The organism is Vibrio sp. ZF57 (assembly GCF_001691235.1).
GTDB classification, from domain to species: Bacteria; Pseudomonadota; Gammaproteobacteria; order Enterobacterales; family Vibrionaceae; genus Vibrio; species Vibrio crassostreae_C.
Genome location: NZ_MAKD01000023.1, coordinates 1 through 16,619, shown reverse-complemented (window position 1 = coordinate 16,619; position 16,619 = coordinate 1). Strand labels below are relative to the sequence as shown.

Below are 16,619 nucleotides of genomic sequence, written 5' to 3'. Positions count from 1 at the left end.
CCGCAGACAAATACAAAATAGCGAAGTGAAAACAATGAGCTACACTTGAAATCCCAATACAGAATTTTTCAGTATAGAGTTCCAAATTAACGTGAATGTCGTCGCACAACACACCAATTTGTAGCACATTTGTTACGGTTATAATTAAAATCTTATAGATACGGCAAAGTAAGCGCTTTTGTTTATATTGTAATACATATAAACATTTAACCCTCAATTTATTTTAGATCTCAAACAAAATACACTCACATTTAAATTCAATTAAAACAAATACTTATATAACCACGTGTTAGAGGCCGAAAAATCAATGCGACCTAGATCATACTAAAGACATATTGTAGTACAAATAAACCTTGGAACGCGTTAATCTAAGCCCAGTTAATTATGATATTTAAAAGGCTGAAAAGATGACTATTGATACTTTTGTTGTTCTCGCCTACTTCTTCTTTTTAATCGCGATTGGTTGGATGTTCCGTAAGTTCACCACCTCTACAAGTGATTACTTCAGAGGGGGCGGCAAAATGTTGTGGTGGATGGTTGGTGCAACTGCCTTCATGACACAATTTTCAGCATGGACGTTTACAGGTGCCGCAGGACGCGCATTCAATGACGGTTTCGTTATTGTAATCCTATTCTTAGCCAATGCTTTTGGCTACTTCATGAACTATATGTACTTCGCTCCAAAGTTCCGCCAACTTCGTGTGGTAACGGCGATCGAAGCTATTCGTCAGCGCTTTGGTAAAACGTCTGAACAGTTCTTCACATGGGCAGGTATGCCGGACAGCCTTATCTCTGCAGGTATCTGGCTAAACGGTCTAGCTATCTTTGTAGCAGCGGTATTCAACATCCCAATGGAAGCTACCATTGTGGTAACGGGTATGGTTCTAGTATTGATGGCAGTAACCGGCGGCTCTTGGGCGGTTGTTGCTTCTGACTTCATGCAAATGCTTGTAATCATGGCCGTGACAATCACTTGTGCGGTAGCAGCTTACTTCCACGGTGGCGGCTTAACTAACATTGTTGCTAACTTCGACGGCGACTTCATGTTAGGTAACAACCTAAACTACATGAGCATCTTCATCCTTTGGGTTGTATTCATCTTCGTGAAGCAGTTCGGTGTAATGAACAACAGCATCAACGCATACCGTTACCTATGTGCAAAAGACAGTGAAAACGCACGTAAAGCGGCAGGCCTAGCATGTATCCTTATGGTTGTTGGTCCACTAATTTGGTTCCTACCACCTTGGTACGTTAGTGCATTCATGCCTGAGTTCGCTGAGCAATACACATCAATGGGCGACAAAGCCGGTGATGCTGCTTACCTAGCATTCGTACAAAACGTAATGCCAGCAGGTATGGTTGGTCTTCTTATGTCAGCAATGTTCGCTGCAACGATGTCTTCTATGGATTCAGGTTTGAACCGTAACGCTGGTATCTTTGTAATGAACTTCTACAGCCCGATTCTTCGTAAAAATGCGACTCAGAAAGAGCTGGTTATTGTAAGTAAGATAACGACTATCATGATGGGTATTTTCATCATTGCGATTGGTCTATTCATTAACTCTCTGCGTCACTTAAGCTTGTTCGATATCGTAATGAACGTAGGTGCGTTGATTGGCTTCCCAATGCTTATCCCTGTCCTACTAGGTATGTGGATTCGTAAGACACCTGACTGGGCTGGTTGGTCTACTCTAGTGGTTGGTGGTTTCGTTTCTTACATCTTCGGTATCTCTCTGCAAGCAGAAGACATCGAGAACCTATTTGGTCTAGAAACAGCGCTTACAGGCCGTGAATGGAGCGACTTGAAAGTAGGTCTTAGCTTAGCTGCTCACGTAGTGTTCACAGGTGGTTACTTCATCATGACTTCTCGCTTCTACAAAGGCCTATCGCCAGAGCGTGAGAAAGAAGTTGACCAACTATTCACTAACTGGAACACGCCGCTTGTAGCGGAAGGTGAAGAGCAACAAAACCTAGATACTAAACAGCGTTCAATGCTTGGTAAGCTTATCAGCACAGCAGGTTTCGGTATCCTAGCAATGGCTCTGATTCCAAACGAACCAACAGGACGCTTGTTGTTCCTACTATGTGGTTCAATGGTACTAACCGTTGGTATCCTATTGGTTAACGCATCTAAAGCTCCGGCTAAGATGAACAACGAGTCAGTTGCTAAATAGCTAAATAAGCAGCTAACAAGTTAAACCAAAATGAAGCCCATGTTATTCGATAACATGGGCTTTTTGTTTGTCTTCGGTTTATCAAAACGGAATATGAAACGCACCTCGATCAATGCTCACAAACCATAGAAATACCTATCTCCTGCCCTCGTTTCATCTTCTTTTCCAACCTTTCCAATGGTTTGATCTCTTTCTCTGATTGTTTCTGTTACTTTGAATGACAACACAAACACAACAGACAATTACAATGAAAAAAACATCACTATTACTTGCTTCCATTGCTCTGGCACTTTCTGGTGTCGCACACGCTGACCAGCTAGAAGACATTCAAAAATCAGGTACTCTGCGTGTGGGCACCACAGGTGACTACAAGCCTTTCTCTTACTTCGATGGTAAAAGCTACTCTGGCTACGATATCGACGTTGCACAGCACATCGCGGAACAATTAGGCGTTGAATTGAAGATTGTTCGTACCACATGGAAAGATCTACTGGCCGATCTAGACGACGATAAGTACGACATCGCAATGGGCGGCATTACACGTAAAATGCAGCGTCAGTTAAACGCGGAACAAACTCAAGGCTACATGACCTTTGGTAAGTGTTTCTTGGTTGCAAAAGGCACCGCAGAACAGTACGACAGCATTGAGAAAGTGAACCTCTCTTCTGTTCGTGTGGGCGTGAACATTGGCGGTACTAACGAGATCTTTGCCGACGCGAACTTGCAGAATGCAAGCTTCACACGCTACGAGAACAATCTCGACGTACCGAAAGCAGTAGCAGAAGGCAAAGTTGATGTGATGGTAACAGAAACGCCTGAAGGTCTATTCTATCAAGTAACTGATGAACGTCTTGAAGCGGCACGCTGCGAAACTCCATTCACCAACAGTCAGTTCGGCTATCTGATTCCTAAAGGTGAACAACGTTTGTTGAACACGGTGAACTTCATTATGGATGAGATGAAATTGAAAGGTGTTGAAGAAGAGTTCCTGATCCACAACTCCCTTAAGTAACTCTTTTCAATTTATACCGTAACAAAAAAGAGGCCAGCAATGCTGGCCTCTTTCGTTATGGTTTAATGGTTCGCTTTTAGTTTAATCGTTAGATTCTAATAGCTAGCCTCCAATTTAGCGTTAACCGTGAGTGATGACATTTTGTTGCACTAACGCATCCAAAATATCCGAAGGCATGGTGCTACTTAAGGTTAGCTGTGGCGCAAGGTCTTCAACCACAATCACCTGTTCCGTAGTACCTAAGCCATCCGGGTTGATCGTAAGCTCAATATCATCCCCGTCCACTTTCGCGTCTATCTGTTGTAGCAACGCGGTCATGTCTGGAGATGTATTTTTAAGCTCCGGCAACACTTCTCTCAAGTCAATACTGTCCCCTTCCGACAAATCAAAGTCGGTAATCGTATCTTCAACACCATCTTCGATGTTAAGCCATACGAACGAGTCCATACCATCACCACCAGTCAGAATGTCTGAGCCTCCGCCGCCAATCAGGGTGTCGTTACCGTCACCGCCAACAAGCGTATCGTCACCTGCGCCACCTTCAAGTCGATCATTCCCTGAACCACCCGTTAAGTCAGTCGCATTAGCACCAGCCAGTAACTGAACATCATCGGTTTCCGAAGCCAAGTTAATATCAACTGCGTTAGACACAATGTTCAAGTTAAGGTCAATCGATGCAGAGGTTGCTGTATCGTTGTTGTCAGTCTCTTCAGAAACCGCCTCGACTTTCAGTGTGTAGTTACCTGGAGTTTGAGAAAGCCCAACCGCTTGCAAGCTTTCAATTGCATCTGCCGTTGCTACCCAAACACCACCGCCAAGATCCGTCACAGAACCCGCAGCACTGGTGATTTGAGCGCCAGCAGGTACATCACTGATATGCAGCGTTAGCTCTTCTGTAATGTCCGTTAAGGCTGCGATAATCCCAACTAAAGGAATGCCACTCGCACTCACAGACTGACTCGCAGTAATGTTTCTCACGTAGTTAGTCGCACTATCGATAGACAGGGTTGGTGCATTCGCCACTGGCGTCACCGCGATGTTGTAAACCACAGGTGCTGTCTCTATCGCAATACCTGAAGGGTTGCCGCTGTCTTTGGCAACAACTTCTAATCCAATGCTATTGGTTGGAGACAGGCTCGCATCAAGGAAAACACCATTTGGACTGGTTGGCGTATCAATCAACGCATTCAGGTCACTCAATGTCCCCACTAAGATGACTGAACCCGTGTTGTTGCCGTTAACAACAACCGTCGTCACTGCTGGAAGTGATACATTCAATGTACCGTAATCCACCGTCAGCGTGACGGTCATCAGATCATCAGAAAATGTATCTACATAATCAGGGTCACTGACATTGATACCACTCAACAGTTGACCAGCATCCTCGTCAATAACCGTAGTGACACTGTCACCATTAACGACCGGTGTATCGTTCACTCCATCGACAATCGCGGTGATCTCCGCTGTATCCGTTAGGAAGTCATTAGCGCCGTTGGTTGTACCATCATCCTCTACGGTATAGGTAAACTTAACGTTGCCGTTGTATTCATCAGCTGCCGTAAATACCCAGTATGGGCCAGTGATCGTAGCATCATCAGCACCACCTACGTTCTCGAAGCGTTGTAGTTGACCTTGGCCTTCATCGAGCGCCAGATTAGTCACGGTAATCGTGTCGTTTTCCGGATCGCTCGTCGCAGCAATTAAATCGCCCTCTTTGATGATCAACTGACCTTCTTCAAGGATGTTGCCTAAGTCGATGTCCGTTGCTACAGGAGCGTCATTCACTTCCGTTACTTCAAGACTAATTTCAGCACTGTCGGTTAGGAAGTCATCCGCGCCATTAGTTGTACCGTCATCAGTAATTGAGTAATTGAATTTAACGTCACCGTTAAAGTCGTTGTCCGCTACAAATAGCCAGAATGGTCCGGTAATCGCCGCGTCATCGGCGCCACCTGCATTTTCAAAGCGGGTTAGTTGGCCTTGTCCCTGAGTCAGAGTTACACCAGTTACTGTTAAGTTGTGGTTTTCTGGGTCAGAGCTTGCTGCAATTAAATCCCCTTCAACAATGACGATTTGACCATCTTCTGCAATCGAACCTAAATCAACGTCTGTCGCGACAGGTGCATCATTCACTTCCGTTACGATGAGGCTAATTTCAGCGCTATCGGTCAAGAAATCATCCACACCATTGGTTGTGCCATCATCGATAATGGAATAGTTGAATTTCACATCACCGTTGAAATCATTATCTGCAACGAACAGCCAGAATGGTCCGGTAATCGCCGCGTTATCGGCGCCACCTGCGTTTTCAAAGCGCGTTAATTGGCCTTGTCCTTGAGTCAGGGTTACACCCGTAACCGTCAGGTTATGGTTTTCAATGTCAGAACTTACTGAAATCAAGTCTCCTTCCACAATCACTATTTGACCATCTTCAGCAATCGAACCTAAATCAACATCAGTTGCCACAGGAGCGTCATTCACTTCCGTTACTTTAATGGTGAAAGTAGTTTGGTTGGTCTGTGCTGTATTCGGATCACCCGCATCAATCAAGCCATTATTACCGCCGTCATCGAGTGTTGCATTAATCGTGACTAAACCACTCTGGTTGAGATAGTTCTGGTCTGGGTCTGGTTTGAAAGTCACGGCTCCATTAGTCAATGCGGTATTGATGTCGGCTTCTTTACCGGTAATCACCAATGAGCCACCAGGTTGCAATACAAACGTCACGTCAGGTGAGCTCGTAAACTCAAACACACCTTGCGCTCCCGGAAGTGTTTGATCGACTTGCAACGTAAGAACATACGGAGCGTCTGGATTATCAAAGTTAGCATCAACGTCGTAGATACTAAAGTTGTCGATAGCAACACTAATGTCTTCCGATGTTTCAATATTCGTTACGTTCACAAAGATCGGTTGATCGTTAATAGGATCAATCACCAGATCAACATCGAAGCTGGTTGGCGTCCCCAAATATTCGGTGTTATCAGCGTCAGTATCCACAGAGCGAACGGTAATCTGCAGCGGGCCATTAATGCCTAATACATTACCCGTATCGCTATTGTGTTCACCTGAATTGAATACGATCTTATCGAGCGACTGTGCAGGAACATCAAGTGTCCAAAGCTGCGTAACTGGATCATAACTAGCCAAGGTTGTGCCGTCTGGATAATAGATAGAGGCATCTTGAGGAACGCCCGCAACTTCTACTCGAAGTGTCTCTGGTGCATTCTCGGTATAAGTGCCGTTGCCCGTTGCAGATAGCTCTTTATCCAAAATCGTCGCATTGATTTCGATATCAATGTTTTGACCTTCGTTACCTGTCACAGAATCTGTTGGATTAGTATCAACATCATCACCCACAGGTACCACATGCAGCTTAAAGCTTGGCAGATTTGATGCTGCAGTAGGCACACCCAACAAAGATTCTTGAGTAAATACGGCAACACCAAATTCAGCCGTACCACTGAAGTCCTTAGGCGGTAAAATCGAAATCTCACTCAAGTCGAACGATAACCCTGATGCTTGAGGTAGTTGAACACTCCACTCACCACCACCATTATTCTTCACCGTGTATGCCGAACCAGCATCTGCACGCATCTGGAAGCCATCAGGTACATCTGTAAACTTAATCGACACAAACTGTTCTGAGCCATCAAGGTCAGTCAGTGCAATCGATACAGGCCCTGTGCCCGACAAAGAAATCAGCTGGTCCTCAGTACCCGTAATCTCGATAACATCAGGATCGCTACCCGGGCCAGTGACAGACACGTCATCCACCACAGGAACGACTTCAAAACTGACATTGGTAGAGAAAGTATCGGTATCAGTCGCGCTGCCAGTTGGCGAAGCTGCATCATTGTATGTAGCAGTATCGGTAATCGTCCCGCTGACATTCACTTGCACCTGATTTACGTCATTATCTATTGGGTAATTTAACGCCGGTCGGAATAGTACATTATCCAACGCGCCTGCATTAATCTCAGCTTCATTAAAGGTCACCGATGTGCCAAGCGATACCCCTGCGCTGGTATAGAAAGCCCCAACACTCGTGTCATTTAACGTCAGTGTGATAGAGGTGAATTTTTCGTCACCACCTTCAACTCCGCTTACTTGGTCATCAATGGTCGAGCTGAAATCAAGTTGGATATAGGTATCTTCGTAGCCGACTGGATCTTGCCCTGCTTGACCGTCGGTATCGACAGGGTTAAACGAATCGTCAAGCGAACCAACGACAGTAACGTCAATATCTGGGTTACCTTCAACATCAGGAGCAACTTTAATGACTACTTCTGTCACTAGAGTTTTCTCATCCCCCGACAATACGTCTTTAGTTACTATCGTCAACGGCAACCTAAAGTCGCCGGAGTAGTCGGCTGGTAAGTTAAGCAGTAGTCCAGAGAGGTCGGTCGAGACCCCTTGATCGACGGTAGTCTGGAATACATATTTGCCATTAACAAAGTCTAGGTCGCTGCTTCCCGATAAACTAATTGGGAAGGTGACTTCGTTCACCGCTCCTGGATTAATGGTCACACTGTCATCAATAATGATGGTCACTTGATCAGTTGAGTCATCTTCGCCCGAGAAAGTAATTAAACCATTCAATGCCGTACCTAGATCTAACTGGGTGTCCTCAATCGCATCAACAACACTGTCTGGTGTTATATCAATATCGGCTGCAACCTTAGTACTCCCAGCCACCACTTGAGGGAATGACAGAGTGACTTCTCCGTCCCTACGAGCGGCCGTAGATGACTCAACCTCAGCACCATCACCTCGGTCTATTACCGTGCTAAAGATATCCATCTTGATGTCATTGAACCCTCCTGCCCCGCTGTTTCCTGAAGGAAGAACAAGGCCGTTCGATGCACTGATGCTAAATATGTCTTCATTCGTTACAACCCAGCGCCCATTGCCTTCATAAGCAGCGCCAATAACGAGCAGTTGATTGAGTACAGCATCTGATAGCTCCGAACCGTCCACGTTTGTTAATTCAATAACTAACTGGTCAACTTCTTCGATAGCGGACGAAGCATCTGTTTCTTGATATCGAATGACGAACTCATCCGTAACCGATGTATTATCGCTGTTGGTTGTGAACTTAAGCACGCCAGTGTTTGCATCAGCAACTACGGTTGCTAGTGCTCCAGTACCCAGCACATCATCGACGATAAGCTTGTTGCTAGCGTCTTTCGGCTCAACGACTGGACGTACGATAACATCAATCGAGCCCGTGATTGTCGCGGTAGCGATGCCCTGACCAGGATCAGTCGCATCAACATACTCATGATCTCGCTCTTCGATCATGACAACCGTATTAAGCGTAAAGTCGGTGCTCGAGTCTTGTTCAGGTGTGATCTGAATAAAATTATTGTTCAGTGCAATTTGAGTAAACTCTTCTGCCGTCTGTCCACTCTTCGGCGTAATGGTTAAAGTGCCTGCTGAAGCATCGTAAACCCAAGTTACATCGCCATTAACCACAACACTTTCAACATCTGTCGGAATGGCACTGATCACAATAGAAGTGAAATGCTCATCATCATCAATATAATCAGTACCCTCTGGGTGCCAATCAATACTGATCGCCGTATCTTCATCGCCATTAGTGACTGTGCTGTACGTCGCTGAGGTATCGATTCTAGGTTCGACCAACACTCGCACTTCTTGGTCAAACGTAAGCGTATGACCGTCATTCTCAGTCACGATCACTTTACCCTGAATGTGAATGTTCTCTGTTGAAGAATCGACAGGTCTGATGCGGATTCCTGAGGTTTTAACTGCGTCAGTGATGTTCGCTTCGTAGATAGGTTTAGAAAGATCGGGGCTACCACCCGGACCGGTTTCGTAACCGACAAAGTTAAGGTCAATAATGGTACCGTCACCGTCTTCCAGAATAACGCCATCAGGAATACCCGAGAGGATAACGGTTATGGATTCTGAACCATCGTCAGGTAATGGGGTTTGATCTACTGCTGCAGGATCAGGTCTTCTCTCTCCCGACAACACGGTGAAATCAAGCTCGGCGTAGCTGTCTCCATTCTGGCTCTCTTGGATCGTGGTTTGAACACCAGGTGTTGTGCCATCGGTGATTGCTGTCCAAGCCGAACCGTTTGTACCGCCATAAGGAATATCTGCAACCCCTTTAACCTCAACGTTAACCGTTTTAGTTCCTAGGATTTCTTCATCAACTTGTGCACCAGTAGAGAGGTTCGCAGTGTCTTTAACCACACCGGTTACATCAAAAGTAAAATCGACATTGCTGTGTTTAGTCGGAACAATCTCTACGTTGGCGAGATCGGAATACGCCACTTCCTGATAATCAATACCGTTAATGGTGATTGTAGGAACTGGGGTCGTAGTTCCAAGGAAATAAAGCACCGCCCCTTCGGTAATATTACTGATACGAACAAATAGCTCTTCTGAACCATCAGTGTCCACTGAGCCGTTCATTGTGATGACTTCGTCTAGCGTGAAGGCATCTTTGTTGTCCAGAGGACCTAGGTAGTCTGGGTCATCAATATTGTCTTCGTTAATACGAATCCTGTTAACACTGAATGAACCAGGATCCGCGTCGGCAGTCACAGCAATGATAATATTTTGCTCAACAGAGCGAGCGGTCGTTTTGTCTAACCCGCCGTTCGCTGAGTCATCGTATGGGTTAAGCGTCTCTTCCGTAATTGCCGTCGCTTTGAACTCAATTTGTCCAGAGAAGTTGTCGATTGGGTTAACGACTGTGCTATTGATATCAGCAGATGCGATGATATAAACACCATTAACAGGCGTTAACACATTGCCATTTTGATCAAGTAACTCAAACTTCCCATCACCCTGAATCGCTTCAAGTTCATAGGTAATCGTCTCAGTATTACTGTTATCTTGCGATTCAGCATTCAGCTGCAACGTAACATTGTCTTCATCTTCATTCACTTGATACTGATAAGTACTGTTGGCGTCATCCCACGTTGCAATATCCGCTACCGCTTCAATCTCGATTCTGAAGTTTGAGTTAACGGTGTGATCCGTATTGCCATTTTTCTCAATTTCTAGCTCATAACGAACGCGCCCACCAGTTTCATCCGAACTAGCGTGTTGGTCCGGAACAAAGAACAAGTTGTCTATCGTCGCAATAGTTTGTCTTGGCTCATTCGGATTTGGAGCAAAGCTTTGTTCGAGTTGAGGAGGACCAAATATAATGCTCCCATTTGACTCAGGCACTAATTCAATGTAGTCAGCACCATCAAAGTAATAAAAAGTACCTTGATGACTATCACCTCCGTTCGGGCTTTTAATCGTCAACTGGCCAATAGATTCAGCGTTATCTTGGTCATACAGACTAACTTGCAGCGCAACTTGAGCTGGCGCATTAGGCAAACCATTTTGGTTATCTTGAATATTCTCAAGAGCCGGCTCATCGCCTGTTGCATAAGGTATGGTTGAGTCTCTACCCGCATCCTCGAAGGTCGTCACTTTCAGAGCGATTCTTGTAGAGTCCCTATCAGTAATCGTTATATCTAACGGTGTTTCAGAGGTATCTAAATCGCCATCCGTCGCAATCACATTAATCGAAAAATCGATGGTGTCTAGGCCGTCATGATCGAGATAGCCGTTAGCTCTAAATTCAACCTCGCCATTTGAGTTGATACGCAAACGCCCTAGCTCACGGGTGTCCACGCCACCACTACCATCGTCGGTTTGTTCGTACACTCGTACTTGTTGACTACCGCTATTTAAATCGAAACTGCTGCTGTACGGCCCGCTGTTTCCTGTACGGAAAACAATATCTGCACCATTACTGGTAATGCCCTCAATTCGACTCAGTACCGCGCCATCCGCGCCGACATCCGTCGCATTAGCAAACATGTCAACTTTGGAATTACCATAGCCCTGGCCTTCAATTCGTGTGATCGATTGAGTTGTCACCAATGGAACATCATCAGTCACCGTGATTTTCAAATCGATCGCGTTTGATTGGTCTTGATCAAAATCTTCTGCAACAACAGAAAAGTTAAGGTCAATTGCGTTTTCATTCGCGCCATCAGGGTGCTTAAGTGGTTTAAACAATTCAAACTGATAGCTGTTATCCGAGGTATCGAAAATAATCTCAAACACAGCTTCATTACTCGTTGCAGTTTGAGCAACGTAAGTAAATGTTGTGCCGCTTTGTGAAACAGCAAGCCACTCTAAACTTTCTCCGTTGGAGGTTAAGCCAGTCAGAACCAAATCTTCATCAACCAGTTCATACTTCACAACACCATCCGCGCCTTCATCGACAGTGAACAGGCCATTAATAATGGTGTCTTCAAATTGATCGGAACCAATACCAGTAAGATCGTCTTCATCGACAACCGTTTCACCCGTCGGCGCACTCATTACTGGCGCATCGTCTAGCACCTCGATTGGCAATACATATTGGTTAGAATCATCGCCGTCACCATCAACCGCAACGACATCAAATGGAATCGTTAAGGTATTGGAATTCGGGCTTGTTGGATGGTTTAGAGGACCTAGCAACGTAAACGTATAAGAGCCGTCATTCGCTAGCGCGAGCGTGAAGATAGGAGTTCCACTTGTCGTCGTACCTTGATAGGTCGTTGTGTTGGCGGCACCTGTGACTTCTGTAATAGAAATCGCTTCAGTTCCAGAGGTCAATGTCGCTTCAAGCGCAGAGATATTACGCAGTTCGTAAACCTCTACTTGGTCTGCACCTTCTGTGGTAACAAATGCACCTGTTGCTTGAGAAATCGCAGAGCCGAGATCATCTTCATCAACCACAAATGTGCTGGTCGCTGTCGTATCGGTAATGACAGGCACATCATCGGTGATAGTAACGGTCAAAGGTTTCATCACAGAGTCGGTATTGTCTTGGTCGACCGCGATCACTGGCAGAGTGAATACTTGATCGTTGTTGCCTTGCACAGGCAGATGATCGAGCTCTTCCAACAAAGTGAAGGTGTATTCGCCTAGCACTACACTATTAAAAGTGATGGTAAAGATATCCGTTTGAACACCCCCACTCTCAACGAAACCAATATAGGTTCCGCTGTTGGCTGGATCTTCTTTAAGCTGAACCACTAGGCCATCCGATTTCAAATCACCAGACGTGTTGAACTGAGTGGTATCAATACGGAAATAGCTCACATCATCACTTCCCGCTGTGAAAGCAATGGTTTCAGTTTGGCTCACAGGTAAGCTCGGAGATGAACCATCCACGAGATTCGCTTCTTCCAATGCAACCGTTGGTACAGTATCAATTACCGGTGGAGCACCATCTGAAATCGTCAATGTCACGGTCGAAGTAACAATATCACCGTCTTTATCTTCTGATGTCACGGTAATCGTCTTAACGATATCACCACCAGAATGATTCAGGTTTCGATTAGGCTCAAAGCGCACATCACCTTCAAGCGTGATAAACAACGAACCTTCCGTAAATACAAACTCTTGCTCACCAGTGTTGGTTTGCACCAGAGACTCTTCAGGCTGACTACCATAAGTAAATTTGGTTATGGTGGCGCCATCAGCACTTTGCGCAGGCATCACATCAAATGTCGTTGTGGTAGGTGTGCCCGTGCTTGGTTCAGTGATGCTAAGCGCACCAGACGTCATTAACTGGACATCATCGGTGATGGTTACTGAAAGCGGTTTAGACGCTGAAATATCGCCATCGGTGTCTTGCGCGTAAACAGAAAGATCAAAACTCAGATCGTTGCTTCCTAAGCCATCAACGTGATCCAAACGCTCAAGCAGCGTAAAGGTATACTGGCTAGGATTAGTATCATCAAAATCTAGGGTGAATATGATTTTCTCACCACCCGAACCATCCGTCGTAAACGCAATGTAGTCGCCAGAACCCGCAGGCTCCTCACGTAAACTCAATTCAAGGCCATCAGACTTCAACACGCCGTTGGTATTGAACAGCCCAGCTTCAACGACTATTTTTCCAATGTCATCACTGCTCGCTAGCGAGGTGATAGTCTGAGTCACACTGACAGGCGTTCCGCTAGGTGTCGAACCATCCGCAAGTAAGCTTTCCGACAAGCTGACACTTGGCACAACGTTGATTGTTGGTCCATCGCCATCAACAATCGTAAGCGTGACTGTTGATGAAAAGGTATCTTTATCAAAGTCAGAAGACGTAAACACAATCGACTTAACAATGTCGCCCGCAGAATGATCTAGATTTCGGTTTGGTTCGAACCTTACATCACCGCTTAGCGTGACAAACAGTGAGCCTTCAGTGAAGGTAAACTCTTGCTCGCCATTGTTAGTTTGATCCAAGGTGATCGCTGAACCACCACCAAAAGTAAACTGAGTAATGGTCGCCCCATCAGCACTTGGTGTAGGCATTACATCAACAGTAGCAGTGGTTGGTGTGCCAGTATTTGGTTCTGTGATGCTTAACGTGCCATCTTGCATCTGTTGAATGTCATCTTGTATCGTTACCATGACATCGCGTTTAACCGAATCATCACCATCGGTATCAACGGCGTAAACAGGCAGGTTGAAGTTGAGGCTGTTATTAAGATCACCATCAAGGTGATCTAACGCCTCAATCAAAGTGAAGGTGAACTGCCCTTTATTAACGCTATCAAAATCAATGGTGAATACATTAGTTACGTTACCGGCCCCGTCATCAGTAAACCCGATGTAGTCGCCAGGTGAAGCAGGATCTTCTTTTAACTGAACAACAAGACCATTTGATTTGAGTAGGTCGCCAGGATTGAACTCGTTGGTTGCAATTCTAAAGTGGCTTAAATCATCACTACCCACGGTATAAGTGATCGTTTGTGTCGAGCTAACCGCTGAACCACTCGGCATAGAGCCATCAGCAAGACCAACTTCCGATAGGTTAATATCTGGCACTACGTCGATAACCGGATCAATTCCGTCTTTGATCGTCAACGTGACATCCGCGGTATCGGTATCGTTATCAAAATCACTGGTCGTCACGACTATCGTTCTCACGATATCGCCAGATGAATGGTCTAGATTTCTACTTGGTTCAAAGCGCACCTCACCTTCAATCGTGATGTACAGTAAGCCATCGGTTACGGTAAAAACTTGTTCTGTAGACACAGTTGGGTCTAACGTAACAGCCGTGCCACCATCGTAGATAAACTGAGTCACTTTCGCGCCATCAGCACTCTGTGTCGGCATAACGTCGATTGTTGGCGTGGTTGGCGTACCTGCTGCTATATCAGCAAGTGAAGGCTCAGTGATACTTAACGCCCCATCTTGAACGCCTTGTACATCATCGGTGATCACCACGGTCATTGGCGACATTGCAGAATCATCACCATCGGTATCAACCGCTAAAACAGGGACATCGAAACTTAGAGTATTGTTTTGTAATCCATCTGTATGGTCTAACGCTTCAAGCAGTGTGAACGTATATTGCCCTAGATTGGTTGTCGAGAAACTGATCGTGAAGACGTTGGTTTCGACGTTAGAACCGTCCTTGACGAAGCCAATGTAATTACCAGAATTCGCTGGCTGCTCTTTAATCTCAACCTCTAATCCATTCGACTTCAAAGCCCCCGAAGTATTGAACTGAGCAGGGTCAATTCTGAAATAACTAACATCGTCACTACCCTCTGAGTAGGTAATAACTTGAGTCATCGCCACTGGATTGCCGGTTGGCGAAGAACCATCAGCGAGATCCACTTCTGAGAGCGTAATTCCAGGGACCAAATCGATCGTTGGAAGATCACCATCGGTAATCTTCAATGTCACGGTAGATGAGACGATATCACCATCAAGGTCAGTAGATGTAACAACAATCGTCTTAGTAATATCACCACTCGTGTGATCTTGATTTCGCACAGGCTCGAATCGTATCTCACCTCCTGTGGTAATAAATACAGAACCTTCAGTGAACACAAACTCTTGCTCGCCATTCACATTGAGATCAAGGCTTTCTGCACTGTTTCCATCAAACACAAATGAAGTGATTTTTGCTCCATCTGCGCTCTGATTTGGCATCACGTCCAGAGTATTCGATGTTTCGACGACTCCAGCAGGCTCACGACTGGTTATTGTGCCGCCTTGCATCAACTGCACATCATCACCAATAGTCACGCCAAGCTGAGAGACTAACGAATCGTCGCCGTCACTATCCACCGCATACACAGGCAGATCAAAACTCAGGTCGTTGTTGACACGTGCATCTTGATGATCCAAGGCTTCGATTAAGGTAAAGGTGTATTCACCTAAGGTTGTCCCAGAAAAACTCAACGTAAATACTGTGGTTACCGCATTCGACGAGCTGGTTGTAAATCCGATGTAGTTGCCCGACCCTTGCGGATCTTCACGTAATTCAACAGCTAAACCATTCGATGTGAGTGCATCATTGGTATTGAACTCTGTTGGTTCAAGGCGGAAGCGGACCACATCATCACTTTGATTAGTGAAGGTGATGGTTTCGGTTTGACTTACCGCACTGCCACTTGGGGCTGAACCATCCGTCAGGTTCGTTTCAGATAAGCTAACCGTTGGAATAACATCAATGGTTGGAATATCACCATCGGTGATCGTTAACGTAACGGTTGACGTGACTGAGTCTTTGTCGAAATCGCTTGAGGTCACCACTATCGACTTAACAATATCGCCGGCCGTATGGTCAAGATCTCGATTAGGCTCAAAGCGAACTTCACCTTCGAGGGTAATGTACAGTTTGCCTTCTGCGAAGATAAACTGCTGTTCGCCTGCAATATTTTGATCGAGGGTGTTTACGACGCCATCATAAGTGAACTGAGTGATGGTCGCGCCGTCAGCACTTTGGTTTGGCATGACATCAAAAGTAGCCGTGGTCGGTGTACCAGCCGCTAAATCAGCGACGGTCGGCTCGGTAATATTGAGCGCACCACCTTGCATGATTTGAACATCATCATCAATCGTTACATTAAGCTGCGATACCAGTGAATCATCACCATCACTGTCTACCGCATAAACAGGCAGATCAAAGCTCAGATCATTGTTCGCTAGGCCAGCAACATGGTCTAGCGCTTCAAGTAGAGTGAAAGTGTATTCACCTAACGTGGCTGAAGAGAAGCTAATGGTAAACACGGGGACTTCAGCGCTCGAACCGTTGGTAATAAAGCCTATGTAAGTGCCCGGATTAGCAGAATCTTCTTTTATCTCGACCGCAAACCCATTCGATTTCAGTACACCACCGACATTAAACTCAGTTGGTTCAATGCGGAAACTCGTCACATCATCACTTTGGTTAGTGAAAGTAATCGTCTCGGTTTGACTTACTGCGCTACCGCTCGGGCTAGAGCCATCGCTAAGGTTAGTTTCAGATAGAGTAACGCTTGGCACGGCATCGATGGTTGGGATATCACCATCGGTAATCGTCAGCGTAACCGTTGCTGTCACGGGATCGTTATCGAAGTCACTTGAAGTCACCACAATCGACTTCACGATGTCTTCGCTCG

The 16,619-nt window shown here is 45.6% G+C and carries 3 protein-coding genes; 2 read left to right on the top strand and 1 reads right to left on the bottom strand.

Features of this window, described 5'->3' with window-relative positions; translation table 11 throughout:
- Window positions 1–407: 407 nt before the first annotated feature.
- On the top strand, window positions 408–2,174 hold the full coding sequence (locus A6D97_RS02980; RefSeq protein WP_017061487.1) for a sodium:solute symporter family protein: 1,767 nt from the start codon (window positions 408–410) through the stop codon (window positions 2,172–2,174).
- A gap of 247 nt (window positions 2,175–2,421) precedes the next feature.
- A complete protein-coding gene (locus tag A6D97_RS02975; RefSeq protein WP_017067326.1) occupies window positions 2,422–3,186 on the top strand; it encodes a transporter substrate-binding domain-containing protein in 765 nt (254 codons plus the stop codon).
- 120 nt (window positions 3,187–3,306) lie between these two features.
- Here the strand turns inward: A6D97_RS02975 and A6D97_RS02970 are convergent.
- On the bottom strand, window positions 3,307–16,619 hold a 13,313-nt coding region (locus A6D97_RS02970), incomplete at its 5' end, for a cadherin-like domain-containing protein (protein ID WP_065583809.1).